The sequence below is a fragment of the Oxalobacteraceae bacterium OTU3CAMAD1 genome (assembly GCA_024123915.1).
GTDB lineage: Bacteria > Pseudomonadota > Gammaproteobacteria > Burkholderiales > Burkholderiaceae_D > Rugamonas.
Genome location: CP099650.1, coordinates 2,931,038 through 2,947,015, shown reverse-complemented (window position 1 = coordinate 2,947,015; position 15,978 = coordinate 2,931,038). Strand labels below are relative to the sequence as shown.

At 64.2% G+C, this 15,978-nt stretch carries 16 protein-coding genes; 9 read left to right on the top strand and 7 right to left on the bottom strand.

Features of this window, described 5'->3' with window-relative positions:
• Positions 1 to 28: 28 nt before the first annotated feature.
• A complete protein-coding gene (locus NHH88_12750; GenBank protein ID USX17332.1) occupies positions 29 to 712 on the bottom strand; it encodes a transglycosylase domain-containing protein in 684 nt (227 codons plus the stop codon).
• Between the two features lie 70 nt (positions 713 to 782).
• Positions 783 to 1,889 carry an S-(hydroxymethyl)glutathione dehydrogenase/class III alcohol dehydrogenase gene (locus tag NHH88_12745; protein USX16591.1) on the bottom strand — a complete coding sequence of 369 codons (1,107 nt, stop codon included), beginning with the start codon at positions 1,887 to 1,889 and terminating at the stop codon, positions 783 to 785.
• Between the two features lie 140 nt (positions 1,890 to 2,029).
• Here NHH88_12745 and NHH88_12740 point away from each other — a divergent pair, with 140 nt between their 5' ends.
• Entirely contained in the window at positions 2,030 to 3,052 is a 1,023-nt protein-coding gene (locus NHH88_12740; protein USX16590.1) for a DJ-1/PfpI family protein, read from the top strand.
• 213 nt (positions 3,053 to 3,265) lie between these two features.
• On the opposite strand, the gene NHH88_12735 is transcribed toward NHH88_12740, so the two are convergent.
• On the bottom strand, positions 3,266 to 3,598 hold the full coding sequence (locus tag NHH88_12735) for an SMR family transporter (GenBank protein ID USX16589.1): 333 nt from the start codon (positions 3,596 to 3,598) through the stop codon (positions 3,266 to 3,268).
• A gap of 223 nt (positions 3,599 to 3,821) precedes the next feature.
• Between NHH88_12735 and NHH88_12730 the strand changes: the two genes are divergently transcribed.
• From NHH88_12730 to NHH88_12700, 7 genes are read left to right on the top strand one after another with little or no spacing between them, the layout of a single operon-like run.
• Positions 3,822 to 4,238 (top strand): curli production assembly/transport protein CsgE, encoded by a 417-nt coding sequence (locus NHH88_12730; protein ID USX16588.1) that lies wholly within the window; start codon positions 3,822 to 3,824, stop codon positions 4,236 to 4,238.
• A 16-nt stretch (positions 4,239 to 4,254) separates the two neighbouring features.
• Entirely contained in the window at positions 4,255 to 4,704 is a 450-nt protein-coding gene (locus NHH88_12725; protein USX16587.1) for a curli assembly protein CsgF, read from the top strand.
• Positions 4,701 to 5,579, top strand: a complete 879-nt coding sequence (locus NHH88_12720) for a curli production assembly/transport protein CsgG (protein ID USX16586.1) — start codon at positions 4,701 to 4,703, stop codon at positions 5,577 to 5,579. The genes NHH88_12725 and NHH88_12720 overlap by 4 nt, the downstream gene beginning before the upstream one ends.
• Positions 5,576 to 6,007 carry a hypothetical protein gene (locus tag NHH88_12715; GenBank protein USX16585.1) on the top strand — a complete coding sequence of 144 codons (432 nt, stop codon included), beginning with the start codon at positions 5,576 to 5,578 and terminating at the stop codon, positions 6,005 to 6,007. Before NHH88_12720 ends, NHH88_12715 begins: the two co-directional genes overlap by 4 nt.
• Before the next feature lie 47 nt (positions 6,008 to 6,054).
• Complete coding sequence (locus NHH88_12710; protein USX16584.1) at positions 6,055 to 7,014, top strand: hypothetical protein; 960 nt, start codon at positions 6,055 to 6,057, stop codon at positions 7,012 to 7,014.
• Between the two features lie 45 nt (positions 7,015 to 7,059).
• Positions 7,060 to 8,025, top strand: a complete 966-nt coding sequence (locus NHH88_12705; protein USX16583.1) for a hypothetical protein — start codon at positions 7,060 to 7,062, stop codon at positions 8,023 to 8,025.
• A 41-nt stretch (positions 8,026 to 8,066) separates the two neighbouring features.
• Positions 8,067 to 9,035 carry a hypothetical protein gene (locus NHH88_12700; GenBank protein USX16582.1) on the top strand — a complete coding sequence of 323 codons (969 nt, stop codon included), beginning with the start codon at positions 8,067 to 8,069 and terminating at the stop codon, positions 9,033 to 9,035.
• Between the two features lie 11 nt (positions 9,036 to 9,046).
• On the opposite strand, the gene NHH88_12695 is transcribed toward NHH88_12700, so the two are convergent.
• From NHH88_12695 to NHH88_12680, 4 genes are all read right to left on the bottom strand, one after another.
• Positions 9,047 to 9,988 carry an ornithine cyclodeaminase family protein gene (locus tag NHH88_12695; protein USX16581.1) on the bottom strand — a complete coding sequence of 314 codons (942 nt, stop codon included), beginning with the start codon at positions 9,986 to 9,988 and terminating at the stop codon, positions 9,047 to 9,049.
• Between the two features lie 129 nt (positions 9,989 to 10,117).
• Complete coding sequence (locus tag NHH88_12690) at positions 10,118 to 10,939, bottom strand: response regulator (protein USX16580.1); 822 nt, start codon at positions 10,937 to 10,939, stop codon at positions 10,118 to 10,120.
• The gene (locus tag NHH88_12685) at positions 10,932 to 12,629 is read right to left on the bottom strand and encodes an ATP-binding protein (GenBank protein USX16579.1); all 1,698 of its coding nucleotides are present in this window, start codon (positions 12,627 to 12,629) and stop codon (positions 10,932 to 10,934) included. Before NHH88_12685 ends, NHH88_12690 begins: the two co-directional genes overlap by 8 nt.
• Positions 12,626 to 13,354 (bottom strand): Crp/Fnr family transcriptional regulator, encoded by a 729-nt coding sequence (locus NHH88_12680; GenBank protein USX16578.1) that lies wholly within the window; start codon positions 13,352 to 13,354, stop codon positions 12,626 to 12,628. Before NHH88_12680 ends, NHH88_12685 begins: the two co-directional genes overlap by 4 nt.
• A 301-nt stretch (positions 13,355 to 13,655) precedes the next feature.
• Between NHH88_12680 and NHH88_12675 the strand changes: the two genes are divergently transcribed.
• Positions 13,656 to 15,887 (top strand): NADP-dependent isocitrate dehydrogenase, encoded by a 2,232-nt coding sequence (locus NHH88_12675; protein ID USX16577.1) that lies wholly within the window; start codon positions 13,656 to 13,658, stop codon positions 15,885 to 15,887.
• Positions 15,888 to 15,978: the final 91 nt, after the last annotated feature.

Here is a 15,978-nt window from a genome sequence, read left to right as displayed (position 1 = left end):
TAGAATCTTTAGATCGATCTTACATTAACTATTGCTGGCAGGCGTCATAAACGGTATCGAACCAGCCGTCCGGCTTGCACTTTCCATCGAGCAACGTTTGAATCCGCATTGCGCGGGCGGCATGCTGCTCTGGATGCAACATCGGATGGTATTGGTTCGGCGCCTTGATCATCGCCACCAGACCGATGAATTCCGGCTCGCTCACCTCATCGAGCGGCTTGCCAAGGTAGGTTGACGATGCCATCGACAACCCGATGACCTGCTTGCCGTCCTGGCTGCCCATGTAAACGTCGGCCACATACAGGGCCAACTGGTTACGCTTGGGCAGCTTCGCGTTCAACACAAACGCCATGACGTCGCGGCCCAGGTCGAACTTCTTGCAGCAATCGAAAACGCGGCTGTAAAAGCGCTGCAACACGCCGGAGACGCCGGACAAATGCCGGTCGGACAAATAGAGGTCGCGCGCGACCGCCGACGAGATCGTGGCCACGCCCTGCCCCTCGGCCAGGCTCACGCCGGAATGTTTGAAGAAAGTGGGGTCCTCGACCCGCAACAGGATGGCGGTCTGGCGCGCGGAAAGCGGCATCATCGGCGGCGCGGGCACCGCCTGCATGACGGCGTTGAAGGATGTCGACGCCCAGACGGCGACCAGCCCCAAATAGGCGGCCGCCAGCAGGAATATCGCCAACACGGTCTTGCACGCGAAACGCATCACGATGACATCCTTGTACTGAGCAAAAGATGCCAATTCTACGCTGCGGCGCAGGCCGCTGTCATACTAATTAATACAGCACCACCGAGCGAATCGACTCCCCGCTTTTCATCAAATCGAAACCTTCGTTGATGCGCTCCAGCGGCAGCCGGTGGGTGATCAGGTCGTCGATATTGAGCTTGCCCTCCATATACCAATCGACGATCTTCGGCACGTCGGTGCGGCCGCGCGCGCCGCCGAAGGCCGAGCCGCGCCACTCGCGTCCCGTGACCAGCTGGAACGGCCGGGTCGAAATCTCCTGCCCCGCCGCCGCCACGCCGATGATGAAGGACTTGCCCCAGCCCTTGTGCGTGCACTCGAGCGCCTGGCGCATCAGCGTGGTGTTGCCGACGCACTCGAAGCTGTAGTCGGCGCCACCGTCGGTGAGCTGCACAATGCTGTCGACGACGTTCTCGACCTCGTTCGGATTAATGAAATGCGTCATGCCGAACTTGCGCGCGATCTCCTGGCGCGCCGGGTTGATATCGACGCCGATAATCTTGTCGGCGCCGACCATGCGCGCCGCCTGGATCACGTTCAGGCCGATGCCGCCCAGGCCGAACACGACGACGTTGGCGCCCGCCTCCACCTTGGCCGAGAACAGCACGGCGCCGACCCCGGTGGTCACGCCGCAACCGATGTAGCACACCTTGTCGAACGGCGCGTCTTCGCGGATCTTGGCCAGCGCGATTTCCGGCACCACGATGTAGTTGGAGAAAGTGGAAGTGCCCATGTAATGGAACAGCGGCTTGCCGTCCAGCGAGAAGCGGCTGGTGGCGTCCGGCATCAGGCCACGGCCCTGGGTCGAGCGGATCGCCTGGCACAGATTGGTTTTGCGCGACAGGCAGAACTTGCACTCGCGGCATTCCGGCGTGTACAGCGGAATCACGTGATCGTCTTTTTTCAGGGTCTTGACGCCGGGGCCGACATCGACGACGATGCCGGCGCCCTCGTGGCCGAGAATGGCGGGGAAGATGCCTTCCGGATCGGCGCCGGACAGCGTGTAGTAATCGGTGTGGCAAATGCCGGTGGCCTTCAGCTCGATCAGCACCTCGCCGGCCTTGGGGCCTTGCAGGTCGACTTCTTCGATGGTCAGCGGCGCGCCGGCGCGCCACGCGATGGCAGCTTTGGTTTTCATGGTCAGTTCCCGTGATAAGACGATATTGGAGCCCGCCATTGTGCCGCCCGCACCGGGCCAAGCGCCCCCGCACGGACGAGAATGGCCGGAAATGGTGCCATAATGACCGGATTTTAAGGACCAACAGTGACCACAAACACATGAACGCCAAGCCAGCGACGGCAGCCAGTACGGTCGCGAGGACAGTTGATATCGTCGTCTATGCCGGTTTCAAGGCGATGGAAGCGATCGGACCGATGTCCGTTTTCGAGTACGCCAACCTCCACCTGCAACGCCGTGGCCGCGCGCCCGGCTACGACGTGCGCATCGCCTCGACCGCGATCGGCCCGGTGCGCTCGGATACCCTGATGTCGCTCGACGCCACCAAGGCGCTGAGCCCGTTGGCCCTGCCGGACGACGCCATCGTCGTCGGCGCACGCCACATCCAGGCCGCACTTGCCGCCGGGCCTGACATCGTCGAGTGGGTGGCGGCCTCGGCGCCGCGCCTCAAGCGGCTCGCGGCCTTGTGTTCGGGCGCGTTTTTCCTCGCGGCGGCCGGCGTGCTGGACGGCAAACGCGCCACCACGCACTGGAGCGTCGCCGACCGGCTGCAGGCCGACTTTCCGTCGATCTCGGTGGAAGCGGACGCGATTTTCATTCGCTCGGACAATCTGTGGACATCGGCGGGCGTGACTGCGGGCATCGATCTGGCGCTGGCGTTGGTGGAAGAGGATTTCGGCCGCGACCTGGCGCTGGAGGTGGCGACCGAAATGGTGGTGTATCTGAAGCGGCCGGGTGGGCAGTCGCAGTTCAGCGCGCATTTGCTGAGCGAGCGCACGGCCAAGCCCAACATCCGCGATATTCAGAACTGGATATTGGACAATTTACATGAGCGGTTGTCGGTCGCGCAGCTGGCGCAGCGGGCGATGATGAGCGAGCGGCACTTCACGCGCGTGTTCCAGCAAGAGGTGGGGTTGAGCACGCAAGCGTTCATCGAGGCGTGCCGTTTCGAGCGCGCCACGCAGCTGCTGGCGGATCTGGCGCTGCCGATAAAAACGGTGGCCGCGCGCGCCAGCTTCAGCGACGAAGCGCACATGCGGCGCGTGTTCCAGAAAAAGCTCGGCATCACGCCCAAGCTGTACCGGGAGCGGTTCGCCACGACGGGCATCGTACCGGGCAATTAACTGATCAACGGAGACACGTAGGGCGGATTAGGCGGAACGCCGTAATCGGCCATCTTTGAGCCGTTGGCGACGCCTGCATGGCCGATTACGCTTCGCTAATCCGCCCTACGTGTTTCCTCGCGAATTTACACGCTCCGGGTCGCGACTTAGTGCGCGCCGGCGTTCGAAAATACATACCGTCTCCGCGTGAATTTATACGCCCCGGGTCGCGGCTTAGTGCGCGCCCGCGCTCGAGAATACGTTCATGATCACCACGCCGGCGATGATCAGCGCCATGCCGATCAATGCCGGCGCGTCCATCTTCTGTCCGAAGAACGCCCAGCCGACCGCCGTGATCAGCACGATCCCCACACCCGACCACACGGCATACGCAATGCCCACCGGTATCGAGCGCAAAGTCAACGACAGGAAATAAAACGCCACGCCATAGCCGACCAGCACGATCGCCGACGGCACCAGTTTTGAAAACCCCTCGCTCGATTTCAGCGCCGATGTCGCGATAGTTTCCGCGACGATAGCAATACCCAGCATCAGCCATTTATTCATTCTGCACCTCCTGTTGAGTGGCCAGTATGCATAAGTTTCGCCCTCGAAACCAGTCTGTTCAAACCTGCGAGGCTGTGCGCAAATCAAGTAATTTCCGCCCTACAAATTGCAGCCGCCTTCTTGACGCTCGACGAGCCCGCATGATCGTCGTCAAATTTGCGAGGGAACTCGGCTCCTATACTGAACTTCACACCTTCCGCCCCCCCAATCTCAGCGAGCTCACATGTCAACTGGTCACATCGTCATCGCCGCGACCTTGTTAGGGTTGGGCGGCGTTTGGAGCGCAGCCGCCACGGCCGCCGATCCCGAGTCCGAGCCGGCGGCGGGCGTCGTGACCGTGCAAACCATTACCATCGCCGGCAATGATTTCTCGCAGTATTTTCTGGCCGCCTGGCGCGACAAGGAAGGCAGCGAGCACTACTCGCTGTCGATCAACGAACGCCCATCGGCGCGCCTGGGCAGCGAAGTGTGGATCGGCTTCGCGCAACGGCGCGTGTTTCAAACCCGCCTGCCACCGGCCCGCGCCGCCATCCGTTCGCTGAGCGAGAACGCGGCCGACGCAGTCTGGCAAACCGTGCTGCAAACCGACGTCGAGCGCAAGCTGATCGGGGACGCCGACCTGGCCCCCGATGAATTCTGACACCCAGGAGCCCGCCATGCCCATGATCCGATCGACCCGCCCTGCCCGGACCGCCGCCTGCCTTGCGGCCGTCCTCCCCCTGCTACTGGCCGGCGGCGCCGGCGCCACCGACATCATTTACCAGCCGGTGAACCCGGCGTTCGGCGGCTACCCGACCAACGGCCAGCATCTGCTGGCCACCGCCACCGCCACCAACAAGCACGTCGGCAAGGACGGGCTGGGGCGCTCGATGCTGGACCAGTCGCCGCTGGCCCAGTTCAACCAGACGCTCGAGCGCACGGTGCTCAGTCAACTGGCGGCGGCCGCCACCTCCAAGCTGACCGGCGCCGACGGCAAGCTCGTGCCCGGCACCTTCTCCACCCAGAACTTCACCATCAACGTGGTCGACCTGGGCGGCGGCATGCTGCGCATCACCACCACCGACAAGGCGACCGGCGCCTCGACCTCGTTCGAGGTGGCGCAATGAACACCATGACGCGGCGCGCGGCGCCGCTCGCGGCGGCGGTCGCGGCCTTGCTGCTGTCGTCCGGCTGCGCCATCACCCATCCGCCGTCGGTCGCGCGCGAGGACGCCCAACTGACGCCGTCGACCGCCGCCACCGGCGACCTGCGCAAACTGCCGCCGCCCAAAGGCAAGGTGGCGGTGGCCGTGTATGGCATCAGGGACCAGACCGGGCAATACAAACCGGCGCCGGACAGCTCGTTCTCCACGGCCGTCACGCAAGGGGCGTCGTCGATGCTGATCAAGGCGCTCAAGGAATCGGGCTGGTTCATTCCGGTCGAGCGCGAAAACCTGCAGAACCTGCTGACCGAACGCAAGATCGTGCGCGCGCTGGAAATGCCGCAACCGGCCGGCACGCCGGCGGTGCAAATTCCACCGCTGCTGGCGGCGTCCGTGCTGATCGAGGGCGGCATCACCGCGTTCGAAAGCAATGTGCGCACCGGCGGCGCCGGCGCACGCTTCCTCGGCATCGGCGTCAGCACGCAGTACCGGGTCGATCAGGTCACCGTGAGCCTGCGCACCATCGATATCCGCAGCGGCCAGATCCTGCAAAGCGTGTCGACCACCAAGACCGTCTACGCCTATGAAATCCATCCGAGCGTGTTCAAGTTCGTCAACGTCAAGGATTTGCTGGAGCTGGAGGCCGGCATGACGCGCAATGAACCAACCCAGCTATGCGTGAACGAGGCGATCGAGGCGGGCGTGGCCCATCTGATCGTCCAGGGCGTGCGCGAAGGCCACTGGGCGCTGCAGGACCCCGCGCGCTGGTCCGATCCGGTGGTGCAGCGCTATGCCACGGATCGCGATACCCGCTACCACGCGGCCGGGGGGATGCCATGAGCGCGCGGCTGGCTTTGGTGGCCGCCCTCCTCGCCGCCCGGTTGGCCACGGCCGGCGACCTGGCCGGTTCGGAGTTGCCGTCCGGTGGCTTGCTGAACGGCGGATCGTTGGCCACGGTCGGGCAACACGGCGCCATGAACACGATCGCGGCCACGCAGCGCGGAAGAGAACACCGGCTGTCGGCAGCGCAGCGCGGCAGGGAAAACGCGGCGACCGTGGTACAGGAGGGATCCGCCAACAGCATCGAGCTCCAACAGAACGGCAAAGGCAACGAGGCCACCGTCGTCCAAGGCGGCACCGGCAACAGCGCCCTCGTCGATCAGCACGGCAACGCCAACAGCGCACACATACAACAGCACGGCAACGATGCCAGCGCCCGCATCACCCAGACCGGCAACGGCAAGCGCGCGATCCTCATTCAGCACTGACGATCCCGCCTGCCTCCGCCACCGTTCACCACTAGAAAGGAGCCATCATGAAATACGCACTTTCCACCGTCGCCGCCGGCTTGCTGCTGGCCGCGTCCAGCGCGTCCGCGCAGTTCCCGAACACCGCCACGCTCACCCAAAGCGGTGTCGGCAACCAATCCTATGTCGAACAGCATCGCGCCACCAGCGCCAACGTCTCCGTCACGCAAGCCGGCAACTACAACACCGTGGGCGATCCGGTCGCACGGGCCGGCGGCATCCTGCAGCGCGATACGAACGGCTCAGCGATCACGGTCACCCAGTCGGGAGACAACAACGAGGCGACGATGTTGCAAAGCGTCGGCGACCGCAATCTCGCCATGTTCGACCAGTCCGGCGTGGGCAATGTCGCCACCGTTGTCCAGAGCAACGTCTATCAATCGGTCGAAACCATCGTGCAACAGGGCGAGCGCAACCTGATCGACAGCCGCAACGGCGACAGTCTCGCGACCGGCGCCACCGCCGTACAAATAGGGGCCGACAATCTCGCCATCGTGACCACCAGCCTGTCCGGCTTTTCGGGACCGATCGTAGTCCAGCAAGGCGACCGCAACCAGGCGACGGTCACCCAGGATAACGCGTTCTTCTCCCAGGCCAGCATCATCCAGCAGGGCACGGACAACCAGGCCACCCTCAACCACATCGACACCCTGTCGACCAGATTGCTCATCGAGCAGACCGGCAACGGCAACCAGGCCACCGCCAACCTCGACGGCACCCAGATCGTTTCGATTACCACGCAAACCGGCCACCAGAACATCGCGACGGTCAATCAGAGCCAGTACTCGAACGATTCGACCATCCTCCAGCTTGGCAACCTCAACACGGCCTCCATCACGCAAACCGGCCTTCTGGCGCCGCCGGCCGGGCTGCCCAACACCGCCTGGATCACGCAGATCGGTGAAGGCTTTGTCGCCAGCATCACCCAGACGGGCAGCGGCAACGCGGCCGGCATTTATCAACATTGAGCCGGCCATGCCGACCCTTCCCCTCATCGACTGCAAGGAGCCGCCATGAAGTCCGCCATGTTCACCGTCGCCGCCGTTTTGTTGCTGGCCGCTTCCCACGCCTTCGCACAGGATCAGGCCAGCGCCGCCCTCACGCAAAACGGCATCGGCAACCAGTCCTACATCGAACAGCATCGTGTCACCAGCGAATCGCTGGTGACCGTTATGCAGAATGGCAACTACAACCGCGTCGGCGACCCGGGCAGCCGGACCGGCGGCATCCTGCAACGCGACACCGACCGCATACAGGTCACCATCAGCCAACAGGGCAACGGCAACCAGGCGGCGTTCGGGCAGGCCTCCGGCGATTTCGATGTGGCCTTTGTCACTCAGACCGGCAACGGCAACTTCGCCGCGATCCAGCAAGACAGCGCTTACCGATCGGTGATGCGCATCGAGCAGAACGGCGACCGCAACCTGATCGACGCGGCCGGCACCGAAATCCATGCCTTCGGCTTCACCGCATCGCAGACCGGCTCCGACAACGTGGCCAGACTGACGCGCAGTTGGTCCGGCTTCGGCGGGCCGGACGTGATGCAGGAAGGGAGCGGCAACCGGGCGGCGGTCACGCAGGACTGGGCCGACTATTCGTTCGTTGACATCCGCCAACTGGGGATGGACAACCACGCCACCGCCAGCCAAACCAACACCCTGTTCACCGGGAATAGCTTGATCGAGCAGAGCGGGACCGGCAACCAGGCGGCGCTGGTGGCCAGCGGGACCGACAACGGTTCCACCACGACGCAGACGGGCAACGGCAACCGGGCCAGCGTGCTCCAGAGTCTCAATTCCAACCTGTCGACGATCGCCCAGACGGGAAATGCCAACACCGCGTCGATCACGCAGACCGGCCCCGTCTCACCGGCGTTCGACACGCGAAACACCGCATCGATCACGCAAACCGGCGACGGCTTCTCGGCCAGCATCACGCAGAGCGGCAGCGGCAACCATGCCGCCATCCACCAGCGCTGAATCTCCCTTCCCCAATGTTTTCAGCAACGCAAGGAGCTATCATGAACCATCCACAATCCGCCGTCGCCGTCGGCCTGGCGCTGTCCCTGGCGCTGACCGTCTCCGCCTCGTTCGCCCAGGAGCCCACCACGGCCACCGTCGCGCAAACGGGCAGCGGCAATCAAGCCTACGTCGAGCAGCGCCAGACCGGCGAACAAACCACCCTCGCCATCGTTCAGACGGGCAATAACAACGTGATCGGCGATCCCGCCGGCCGCACCGGCGGCGTCATGCTCAGCCAAACGCCACACATGATCGTCGAGATCAGCCAACTGGGCGACGCCAACCGGCTCACGTTGCAGCATCGCGAAGGCGGCTTTTTCGGCTGGTCGTACATCAACCAGTCCGGCACGGGCAACAGCGCCACGCTGTTGCAGAACGGCGCATATGAATCGACCATCCGGGTCGAACAGCATGGCGAGCGCAACGTGATCGAGGACCAGGCCAACGGCGTGTTGGCGTTCAGCTTCCGCCCGCAGCAGCAAGGATCGGACAATGTCATCAGCGTCAGCCGGACCTTCTCAGGCCATGCGGGATTGCCGATCCAGCAAGTCGGCACCGACAACCGCGCTTTCGTCACCCTCGACGATGCTCACTACTCCAGCATGATGATCAGCCAAAACGGCGCCGACAACGAGGCGCGCGGCAGCATGACGGCGACGGGCTTCGCGACCGACGCCTACATCACCCAAAGCGGTACCGGAAATATAGCGGTCACCGACATCCGCGAGTCCGGCGGCGCGGCGACGACGCAAACGGGCAACGCGAACACCGCCACCGTCAGCCAGACCGCCGGTTCGAACGGCTCGATCATTACCCAGTTGGGCGGCCTCAACATGGCCTCCACGATGCAGACCGGCGTCGCCCTCGGGATGACGAACACGGCCTGGATAACGCAGATCGGCGAGGGCTTTGTCGCCAGCATCACCCAGACGGGCAGCGGCAACAGCGCCGGCATTTATCAGCATTGAGTGCGTAGGCGTTACGTTGCGTCACGAAGGTGTCGGAAGGCCAGCTTCGCGGCGGCGAGGTCTTCCAGCGCCGTGCCAACGGCTTTGAAGACCGTACGTTGCTCGGGCGATGTTCGGCCGGCGTTTTGGCCGCGCGCCAGCGATGCGAGGTCGCCGCGTATGTCTTCGCTCCTTAAGCAGCCTGCAGCGATGGCGTTGAGGATGTCGCCGGACTTTTGCGTGGCTTCGGCCGTGTCCACCCAGACGCAGGCGCCGGCGAAGCACGCCGGCTCGGCCTCGCACATCTGCGGCGTGAAGCCGCCGACCAGATCGACGTGGCTGCCCGCCGCCAGCCATTCGGCCCGCAGAAACGGTTCGCTGGCGAGCGTGGCGCAAGTGATGATGTCGGCGGCGCGCGCGGCCGGTTCCAGCGCAGGCGCTACGCGGGCCGGCAAGCCCCGCGCCAGCAACGCTTGCACCGTCCGCGCGGCGGCGGCGGCGTTGATGTCCCAGACCATGATGTCGTCCAGTTGCCGTACGGTGGCGATGGCCGGCGCCAGCAGGCTCCCCACCCGCCCGGCGCCGCACACCAGCAGCGAGCGTGCATCGTGCCTGGCCAGGTAGTCGACGCCGAGCGCCGAGGCGGCGGCGGTGCGGCGCGAGGTGATGACATTGCCGTCGAAGATGGCCAGCGGCTCGCCGGTCGTGGCGTCGTGCAGGATGTAGGTGGCGTGCAGGCCGGGCTTGTTGCGCTGGTGGTTGTTGCTGTAGATGTTGACGATCTTGACGCCGTAGAAGCCGTCGGCGTCCCAGGCGGGCATCAGCAGCGAGATGCCGGCGGTGTCGCCGGTGCCGATGTGGTGGGTGTGGCGTAGCGGGACGTCGGCGCCGGCGGCGAAGGCGTCGCGCAATGCCTGTATCAGCAGTGGAAACGGCAGCGCGTCGGTCAGCGATGATTCACTTGGCAGCAGCATCGGCATTCCTCTAATTCACGTAGGGCGGATTAGCGTAGCGTAATCGGCCATGAGCCGCCAGCGGCGCACGCATGGCCGATTACGGCGTCCCGCCTAATCCGCCCTACGTGTTTCCAAGGAATTTCCAGGTCAGCGGTCAGCCGTCGCGCCGAACATCGCCGCCATCGCCGTCACATCCCGGCCCACGCCACGGTAGCCGACAAAGCGGCTGGCCTCGTCGAACATCGGCTCGCCGCTGACCTGCAGATACTGCACCCTGCCGTTGGGGGCGGTGCGCCGGTAGACGAAGTCGAGGAACGGCTTGCGCTCGGCGATGTTCGCTTCCAGGGTCGCGCGCTCGGCCACGTCCCAGCCGTCGGCCGCGCCGGCGCCGATGCCGACCATGTCCATCACCGGTCCCGACCAGTGGTTGAGCTTGCCGTCGGCGTCCTGCTCCCAGTACCAGTCGCTCGACAGCTCGGCGAAGCGCTGGAAGCGTGCCTCGCTGGCGCGCAACTCGGCCGTGCGTTCCATCACCTGGTGCTCCAGCTGCTGGTTGTAGCGGTTGAGCTGGCGGTGCAGCAGGCGCACTTCGAGCATGTTGCGGATGCGCGTCTCGACTTCGACCAGCTCGAACGGCTTGGCGACGAAGTCCTTGGCGCCGGCCTGCAGCGCGCGCAGCTTGTGGCCGGGCTGGGCGGTCACCACCAGCACCGGCACATAGCCGTCGGGCTCGATCAACTTGAGCGCTTCCAGCACCTCGAAGCCGTCCATGCCCGGCATTTGCAGGTCGAGCAGGATCAGGTCGTAATGGTTGGCCAGGTGCAGCGCGCCGACGGCGAACGGGTCCATGGTACTGGTGACCCGGGTGTAGCCGGCGTTGTCCAGCATGCGCTCGAGCAGCATGACATTGGCCTCCTGGTCGTCGACGATCAGGATACTGGCGTTTAACATTTGGGTGGGGTCAATCACGGTGCACTTCCTTATGGGCGGCGGCAAACGCCAGCGCCAGGTCCAATGCGTCCATGAACTGGGGCACGTTAATCGGTTTGGTCAGGTAGCGGAAGAAACCCGCCTCCTCGCCCTTTTCTATGTCGCGCGGCATGGCGTTGGCCGACAGCGCCATCACCGGGATGTGGGCCGTGGTCGCATCCTCCTGCAGTATCTTCAGGCAACCGAAACCGCTGACGCCCGGCAGGTTGATGTCCATCAGGATCACGTCCGGCTGGTAGGTGCGCGCCAGCTGGATGCCCGCATAGCCGTCGATCGCCGTCAACAACTTCAGGTCGGGGCGGCGCGTGATCAATTGCTCGACCAGGTTCAGGTTGGCCGGATTGTCCTCGACATACAGCAGGGTGCGCGGCGCGGCGACGACGTGCTGGTCGATGTAGGTGCTGGTGTCGAAGGCAGCCATCTCCAGCACCGGCTCGTCGCTGGCGGCCAGCTCGACCCAGAACGTGGTGCCGACGCCGACCGCGCTGTCGACGCCGATCACGCCATGCATCAGTTCCACCAGTTGCTTGGTGACGACCAGTCCGATGCCGGTGCCCTCCTCGCCGCCCTCCTCCTGGCCGAGGCGGTTGAACGGCTCGTACAGGCGGGCCAGTTGCTCCTGGCTCAGACCGGCGCCGGTGTCGACCACGCTCACGCGCACCATGCCCTCGCTGCCCTCGGCACAGGTGACCGTGACGCTGCCGCCGACGCGGTTGTACTTGATGGCGTTCGAGAGCAGGTTGATCATCACCTGCTTGACGCGGGTGCGGTCGGCGTGGACGAAGAACGGCCTGGCCATCGGACTGAACATGAGCTGGATGCCGCGCTTTTGCGCCTGCGGCCCGACCATCGCCTCGCAATCCTTGAGTACGTCGGACAGCCCCATCGATTCCTGCGACATCGTCACCTTGCCCGATTCGATCATGGCCAGGTCGAGGATCTCGTTGATCAGTTGCAGCAGATACCAGCCGCCCTTGAGTATCTGGTCGATCGAGCGCAACTGCGACGGCGTCGGCGGCGGCTTGTCCGACGCCAGCAGTTGCGCGAAGCCGAGCACGGCGTTGAGCGGCGTGCGCAGCTCGTGGCTCATGCTCGACAGGAACTCCGACTTGGCCCGATTGGCCTTGTCCGCGATGGCGCGCGCGGCCTCCAGTTCGACGTTGGTCTCCTGCAGCGCCAGTTGCTGCTCGCGCAGGCGGGCGTCGAGCACGGCCTGCGCGTCCTCGACCTGCTTGCGGGCCGTGTTGTCGGTGCCGATCAGCAAATAACCGATGATCTTGTCGTCGCCGTCGCGCAGCGGGCTGACCGAGACGATGGCGGGAAAACGGCTGCCGTCCTTGCGCACATAAGTCAGCTCGTACATGTCCTCGATGCCGCGCGAGGCCTTGAAGGCCAGCGCCTCGAAGCCCGGGCGGATGGTGGTGCCCAGCTCCAGGCTCAGCGCCTCGGCCCGCTCGATCACCTCGCGCGCGTCGGAGATGCCGGCCGGCGTGATCAGGTTGACCACCTCGGCCGCGCTATAGCCGAGCATGCGCTCGGCGCCGACGTTGAACAGCTGGATGACGCCCTGGGCGTCGGTGGCGATGCAGGAAAAATTGGCGCTTTTAAAGATGGCCTGCTGCAAGGCGTCGGCCTTGAGCAGCGGCGCGTCGGTCTTGTTCTGGCTCATTGGGATCCCTGGCGTTGCCGCACGTCTGACATCAGCCGCGCGAATTCCTTTTTGACGACGTCGTAGCACTCGCACACCTCGGCCTCCAGGCCCACCCGGTCGAGCACGGTGATATGGCCGCGGCGGTAGCTGATGTAGCCGTTCTCCTGCAACTTGCCGGCGGCAACGGTGACACCCTCGCGGCGCACGCCCAGCATGTTGGCGATCAATTCCTGCGTCATCGTCAGCTCGTTGCCCGGCAAGCGGTCGAGCGTGAGCAGCAGCCAGCGGCATAGTTGCTGCTCGACCGTGTGGTGGCGGTTGCAGACGGCCGTTTGCGACATCTGCGTCAGCAGCGCCTGCGTGTAGCGCAGCAGCAGCCGCATGACGGGGCCGGCGCGGTTGAACTCTTCCATCAGGATGTGCGACTTGAGCCGGTAGCCGTGGCCGGCCGTCTGCACAATCGCGCGGCTGGGCGTGGTATTTCCGCCCATAAACAATGAGATGCCGAGGATGCCTTCGTTGCCGACGCCGGCGATTTCCGACGAGCCGCCGTTCTCCAGCACATAGTGCAAGGAAACAATCGCCGATGTTGGGAAATAGACATGTTGCAGCTGGCCGCCGGACTCGTACAGCACATCGCCCAGCCGCATCATGATCGGTTCCAGGTGCGGCGACAGGCGCGCGAAGTCGGACTCCAGCAAGGCGGACAGCAGGTGGTTTTGGTTCGGGTCGTTGAGACGCATGGAAACAATCGTTATCCAGTCGTCAACTAGGCGGGCTGCGGGGACGGTGAACGATGACCGTGCCGCACAATAGCACATCCGGGCCGCCGCCACCCCGCCAGCCCCTGAAAAGGCAAAAAATCCCCTGGCGACCCCGTCCTTTGCAGGGGTTTCCGCCCATCTCCGCCAGTATTGTCCTAAAATAAGCGCTTGAGTGAAAATGGCGACCGCGCCACGCACCATCCGCCCCGGGTTGTTGCAGACTATCCTGCCACCCCGGAACGGGAACATTAACTACACCACCGTATACAAGGGAATGACAATGTCAACAGAAAAGTCGAAAATCATCTACACACTGACTGACGAGGCGCCGTTGCTGGCGACGTATTCCCTGCTACCGATTGTCAAGAAGTTCACCGCGCCGGCCGGCGTCGACGTTGTCGCCAAAGATATTTCCGTCGCCTCCCGCGTGCTGGCCGAATTCCCGGAATTCCTGACCGACGCACAAAAAGTCCCGAACACCCTGGCCGAACTGGGCGCCCTGACGCTCAAGCCGGAAGCGAACATCATCAAACTGCCGAACATTTCGGCCTCGGTGGCCCAGTTGCAGGCCGCCATCCGCGAACTGCAGGAAAAGGGCTATGCCCTGCCCGACTTCCCGGAAGATCCGAAAACCGACGAGGAAAAAGCCCTCAAGGCGCGCTACAGCAAGTGCACCGGCTCGGCCGTGAACCCGGTCCTGCGCGAAGGCAACTCCGACCGCCGCGCCCCGAAGGCCGTCAAGGAATACGCCCGCAAGCACCCGCACTCGATGGGCGAATGGAGCCAGGCCTCGCGCACCCACGTGTCGCACATGCACGGCGGCGACTTCTACCACGGTGAAAAGTCGATGACCCTCGACAAGGCCCGCAACGTCAAGATGGAACTGATCACCGCCTCGGGCAAGGCCATCGTGCTCAAACCGAAGGTCGCGCTGCAGGCCGGCGAGATCATCGACTCCATGTTCATGAGCAAGAAGGCGCTGCTGGCGTTCTACGAGAAGGAAATCGACGACGCCTACAAGACCGGCGTGATGTTCTCGCTGCACGTCAAGGCCACCATGATGAAGGTGTCCCACCCGATCGTGTTCGGCCACTGCGTGCGCATCTTCTACAAGGACGCGTTCGAAAAGCACGCCAAGCTGTTCGAGGAACTGGGCGTGAACGTCAACAACGGCATGGTCAACCTGTACGACAAGATCGACAAGCTCCCTTCGTCGCAGAAGGAAGAGATCATGAAGGACCTGCACGCCTGCCTGGAGCACCGTCCCAAGCTGGCCATGGTCGATTCGGCCAAGGGCATTACCAACTTCCATTCGCCAAACGACGTCATCGTTGACGCCTCGATGCCGGCCATGATCCGCATCGGCGGCAAGATGTGGGGCGCCGACGGCCGCACCGCCGACGTCAAGGCGGTCATGCCGGAATCGACCTTCGCCCGCATCTACCAGGAGATGATCAACTTCTGCAAATGGCACGGCAACTTCGACCCGACCACCATGGGCACCGTGCCCAACGTCGGCCTGATGGCCCAGCAGGCCGAGGAATACGGCTCGCACGACAAGACGTTTGAAGTGGCCGAAGGCGGCATCGCCAACATCACCGACCTCGACACGGGCGAAGTGCTGCTGACCCAGACCGTCGAAGCGGGCGACATCTGGCGCATGTGCCAGGTCAAGGACGCGCCGATCCGCGACTGGGTCAAGCTGGCCGTCACCCGCGCGCGCCAGTCCGGCATGCCGGCCGTGTTCTGGCTGGACACCTACCGTCCGCACGAAGCCGAAGTGATCAAGAAGGTGCAGCTCTACCTCAAGGACCACGACACCAGCGGCCTGGACATCCACATCATGTCGCAGACCCGCGCGATGCGCTACACCCTGGAACGCGTCTCGCGCGGCCTCGACACCATCTCGGTGACCGGCAACATCCTGCGCGACTACCTGACCGACCTGTTCCCGATCCTGGAACTGGGCACCAGCGCCAAGATGCTGTCGATCGTGCCGCTGATGGCCGGTGGCGGCATGTACGAAACCGGCGCCGGCGGTTCGGCGCCGAAGCACGTCAAGCAGTTGGTCGAGGAAAACCACCTGCGTTGGGATTCGCTGGGCGAGTTCCTGGCGCTGGCCGTTTCGCTCGAAGAGCTGGGCATCAAGGAAGGCAACGCCAAGGCCAAGATCCTGGCGCAGACCTTGGACGTGGCGACCGGCAAGCTGCTCGACAACAGCAAATCGCCATCGTCGCGCACGGGCGAGCTCGACAACCGTGGCAGCCACTTCTACCTGTCGCTGTACTGGGCCCAGGCGCTGGCCGCGCAGACCGACGACGCCGAGCTGCAAGCGCACTTCGCGCCGCTGGCCAAGGCGCTGGCCGAGAACGAAGGCAAGATCGTGGGCGAGTTGAAGGATGTGCAGGGCAAGCCGGCTGAAATCGGCGGCTACTACTATCCGGACCCGGCCAAGACCGAAGCGATCATGCGTCCTAGCGCCAGCTTCAACGCGGCACTGGATAGCATCTAACGATCAGTTGGTGAACGGCGCGGCGCTTGGCGCCGCACCTCCACAGCAAAAAGGGAAGCCCACGTGGCTTCCCTTTTTTATACGGGGGGCG

Bases quoted from the DNA above. Each gene is read 5' to 3' on its own strand.
- NHH88_12700 (USX16582.1), top strand. From the start codon at position 8,067: ATGAACCATCCACAATCCGCCGTCGCCGTCGGCCTGGCGCTGTCCCTG.
- NHH88_12695 (USX16581.1), bottom strand. From the start codon at position 9,988: ATGCTGCTGCCAAGTGAATCATCGCTGACCGACGCGCTGCCGTTTCCA.
- NHH88_12735 (USX16589.1), bottom strand. From the start codon at position 3,598: ATGAATAAATGGCTGATGCTGGGTATTGCTATCGTCGCGGAAACTATC.
- NHH88_12720 (USX16586.1), top strand. From the start codon at position 4,701: ATGAACACCATGACGCGGCGCGCGGCGCCGCTCGCGGCGGCGGTCGCG.
- NHH88_12675 (USX16577.1), top strand. From the start codon at position 13,656: ATGTCAACAGAAAAGTCGAAAATCATCTACACACTGACTGACGAGGCG.
- NHH88_12740 (USX16590.1), top strand. From the start codon at position 2,030: ATGAACGCCAAGCCAGCGACGGCAGCCAGTACGGTCGCGAGGACAGTT.
- NHH88_12750 (USX17332.1), bottom strand. From the start codon at position 712: ATGCGTTTCGCGTGCAAGACCGTGTTGGCGATATTCCTGCTGGCGGCC.
- NHH88_12710 (USX16584.1), top strand. From the start codon at position 6,055: ATGAAATACGCACTTTCCACCGTCGCCGCCGGCTTGCTGCTGGCCGCG.
- NHH88_12715 (USX16585.1), top strand. From the start codon at position 5,576: ATGAGCGCGCGGCTGGCTTTGGTGGCCGCCCTCCTCGCCGCCCGGTTG.
- NHH88_12685 (USX16579.1), bottom strand. From the start codon at position 12,629: ATGAGCCAGAACAAGACCGACGCGCCGCTGCTCAAGGCCGACGCCTTG.
- NHH88_12680 (USX16578.1), bottom strand. From the start codon at position 13,354: ATGCGTCTCAACGACCCGAACCAAAACCACCTGCTGTCCGCCTTGCTG.
- NHH88_12730 (USX16588.1), top strand. From the start codon at position 3,822: ATGTCAACTGGTCACATCGTCATCGCCGCGACCTTGTTAGGGTTGGGC.
- NHH88_12725 (USX16587.1), top strand. From the start codon at position 4,255: ATGCCCATGATCCGATCGACCCGCCCTGCCCGGACCGCCGCCTGCCTT.
- NHH88_12705 (USX16583.1), top strand. From the start codon at position 7,060: ATGAAGTCCGCCATGTTCACCGTCGCCGCCGTTTTGTTGCTGGCCGCT.
- NHH88_12745 (USX16591.1), bottom strand. From the start codon at position 1,889: ATGAAAACCAAAGCTGCCATCGCGTGGCGCGCCGGCGCGCCGCTGACC.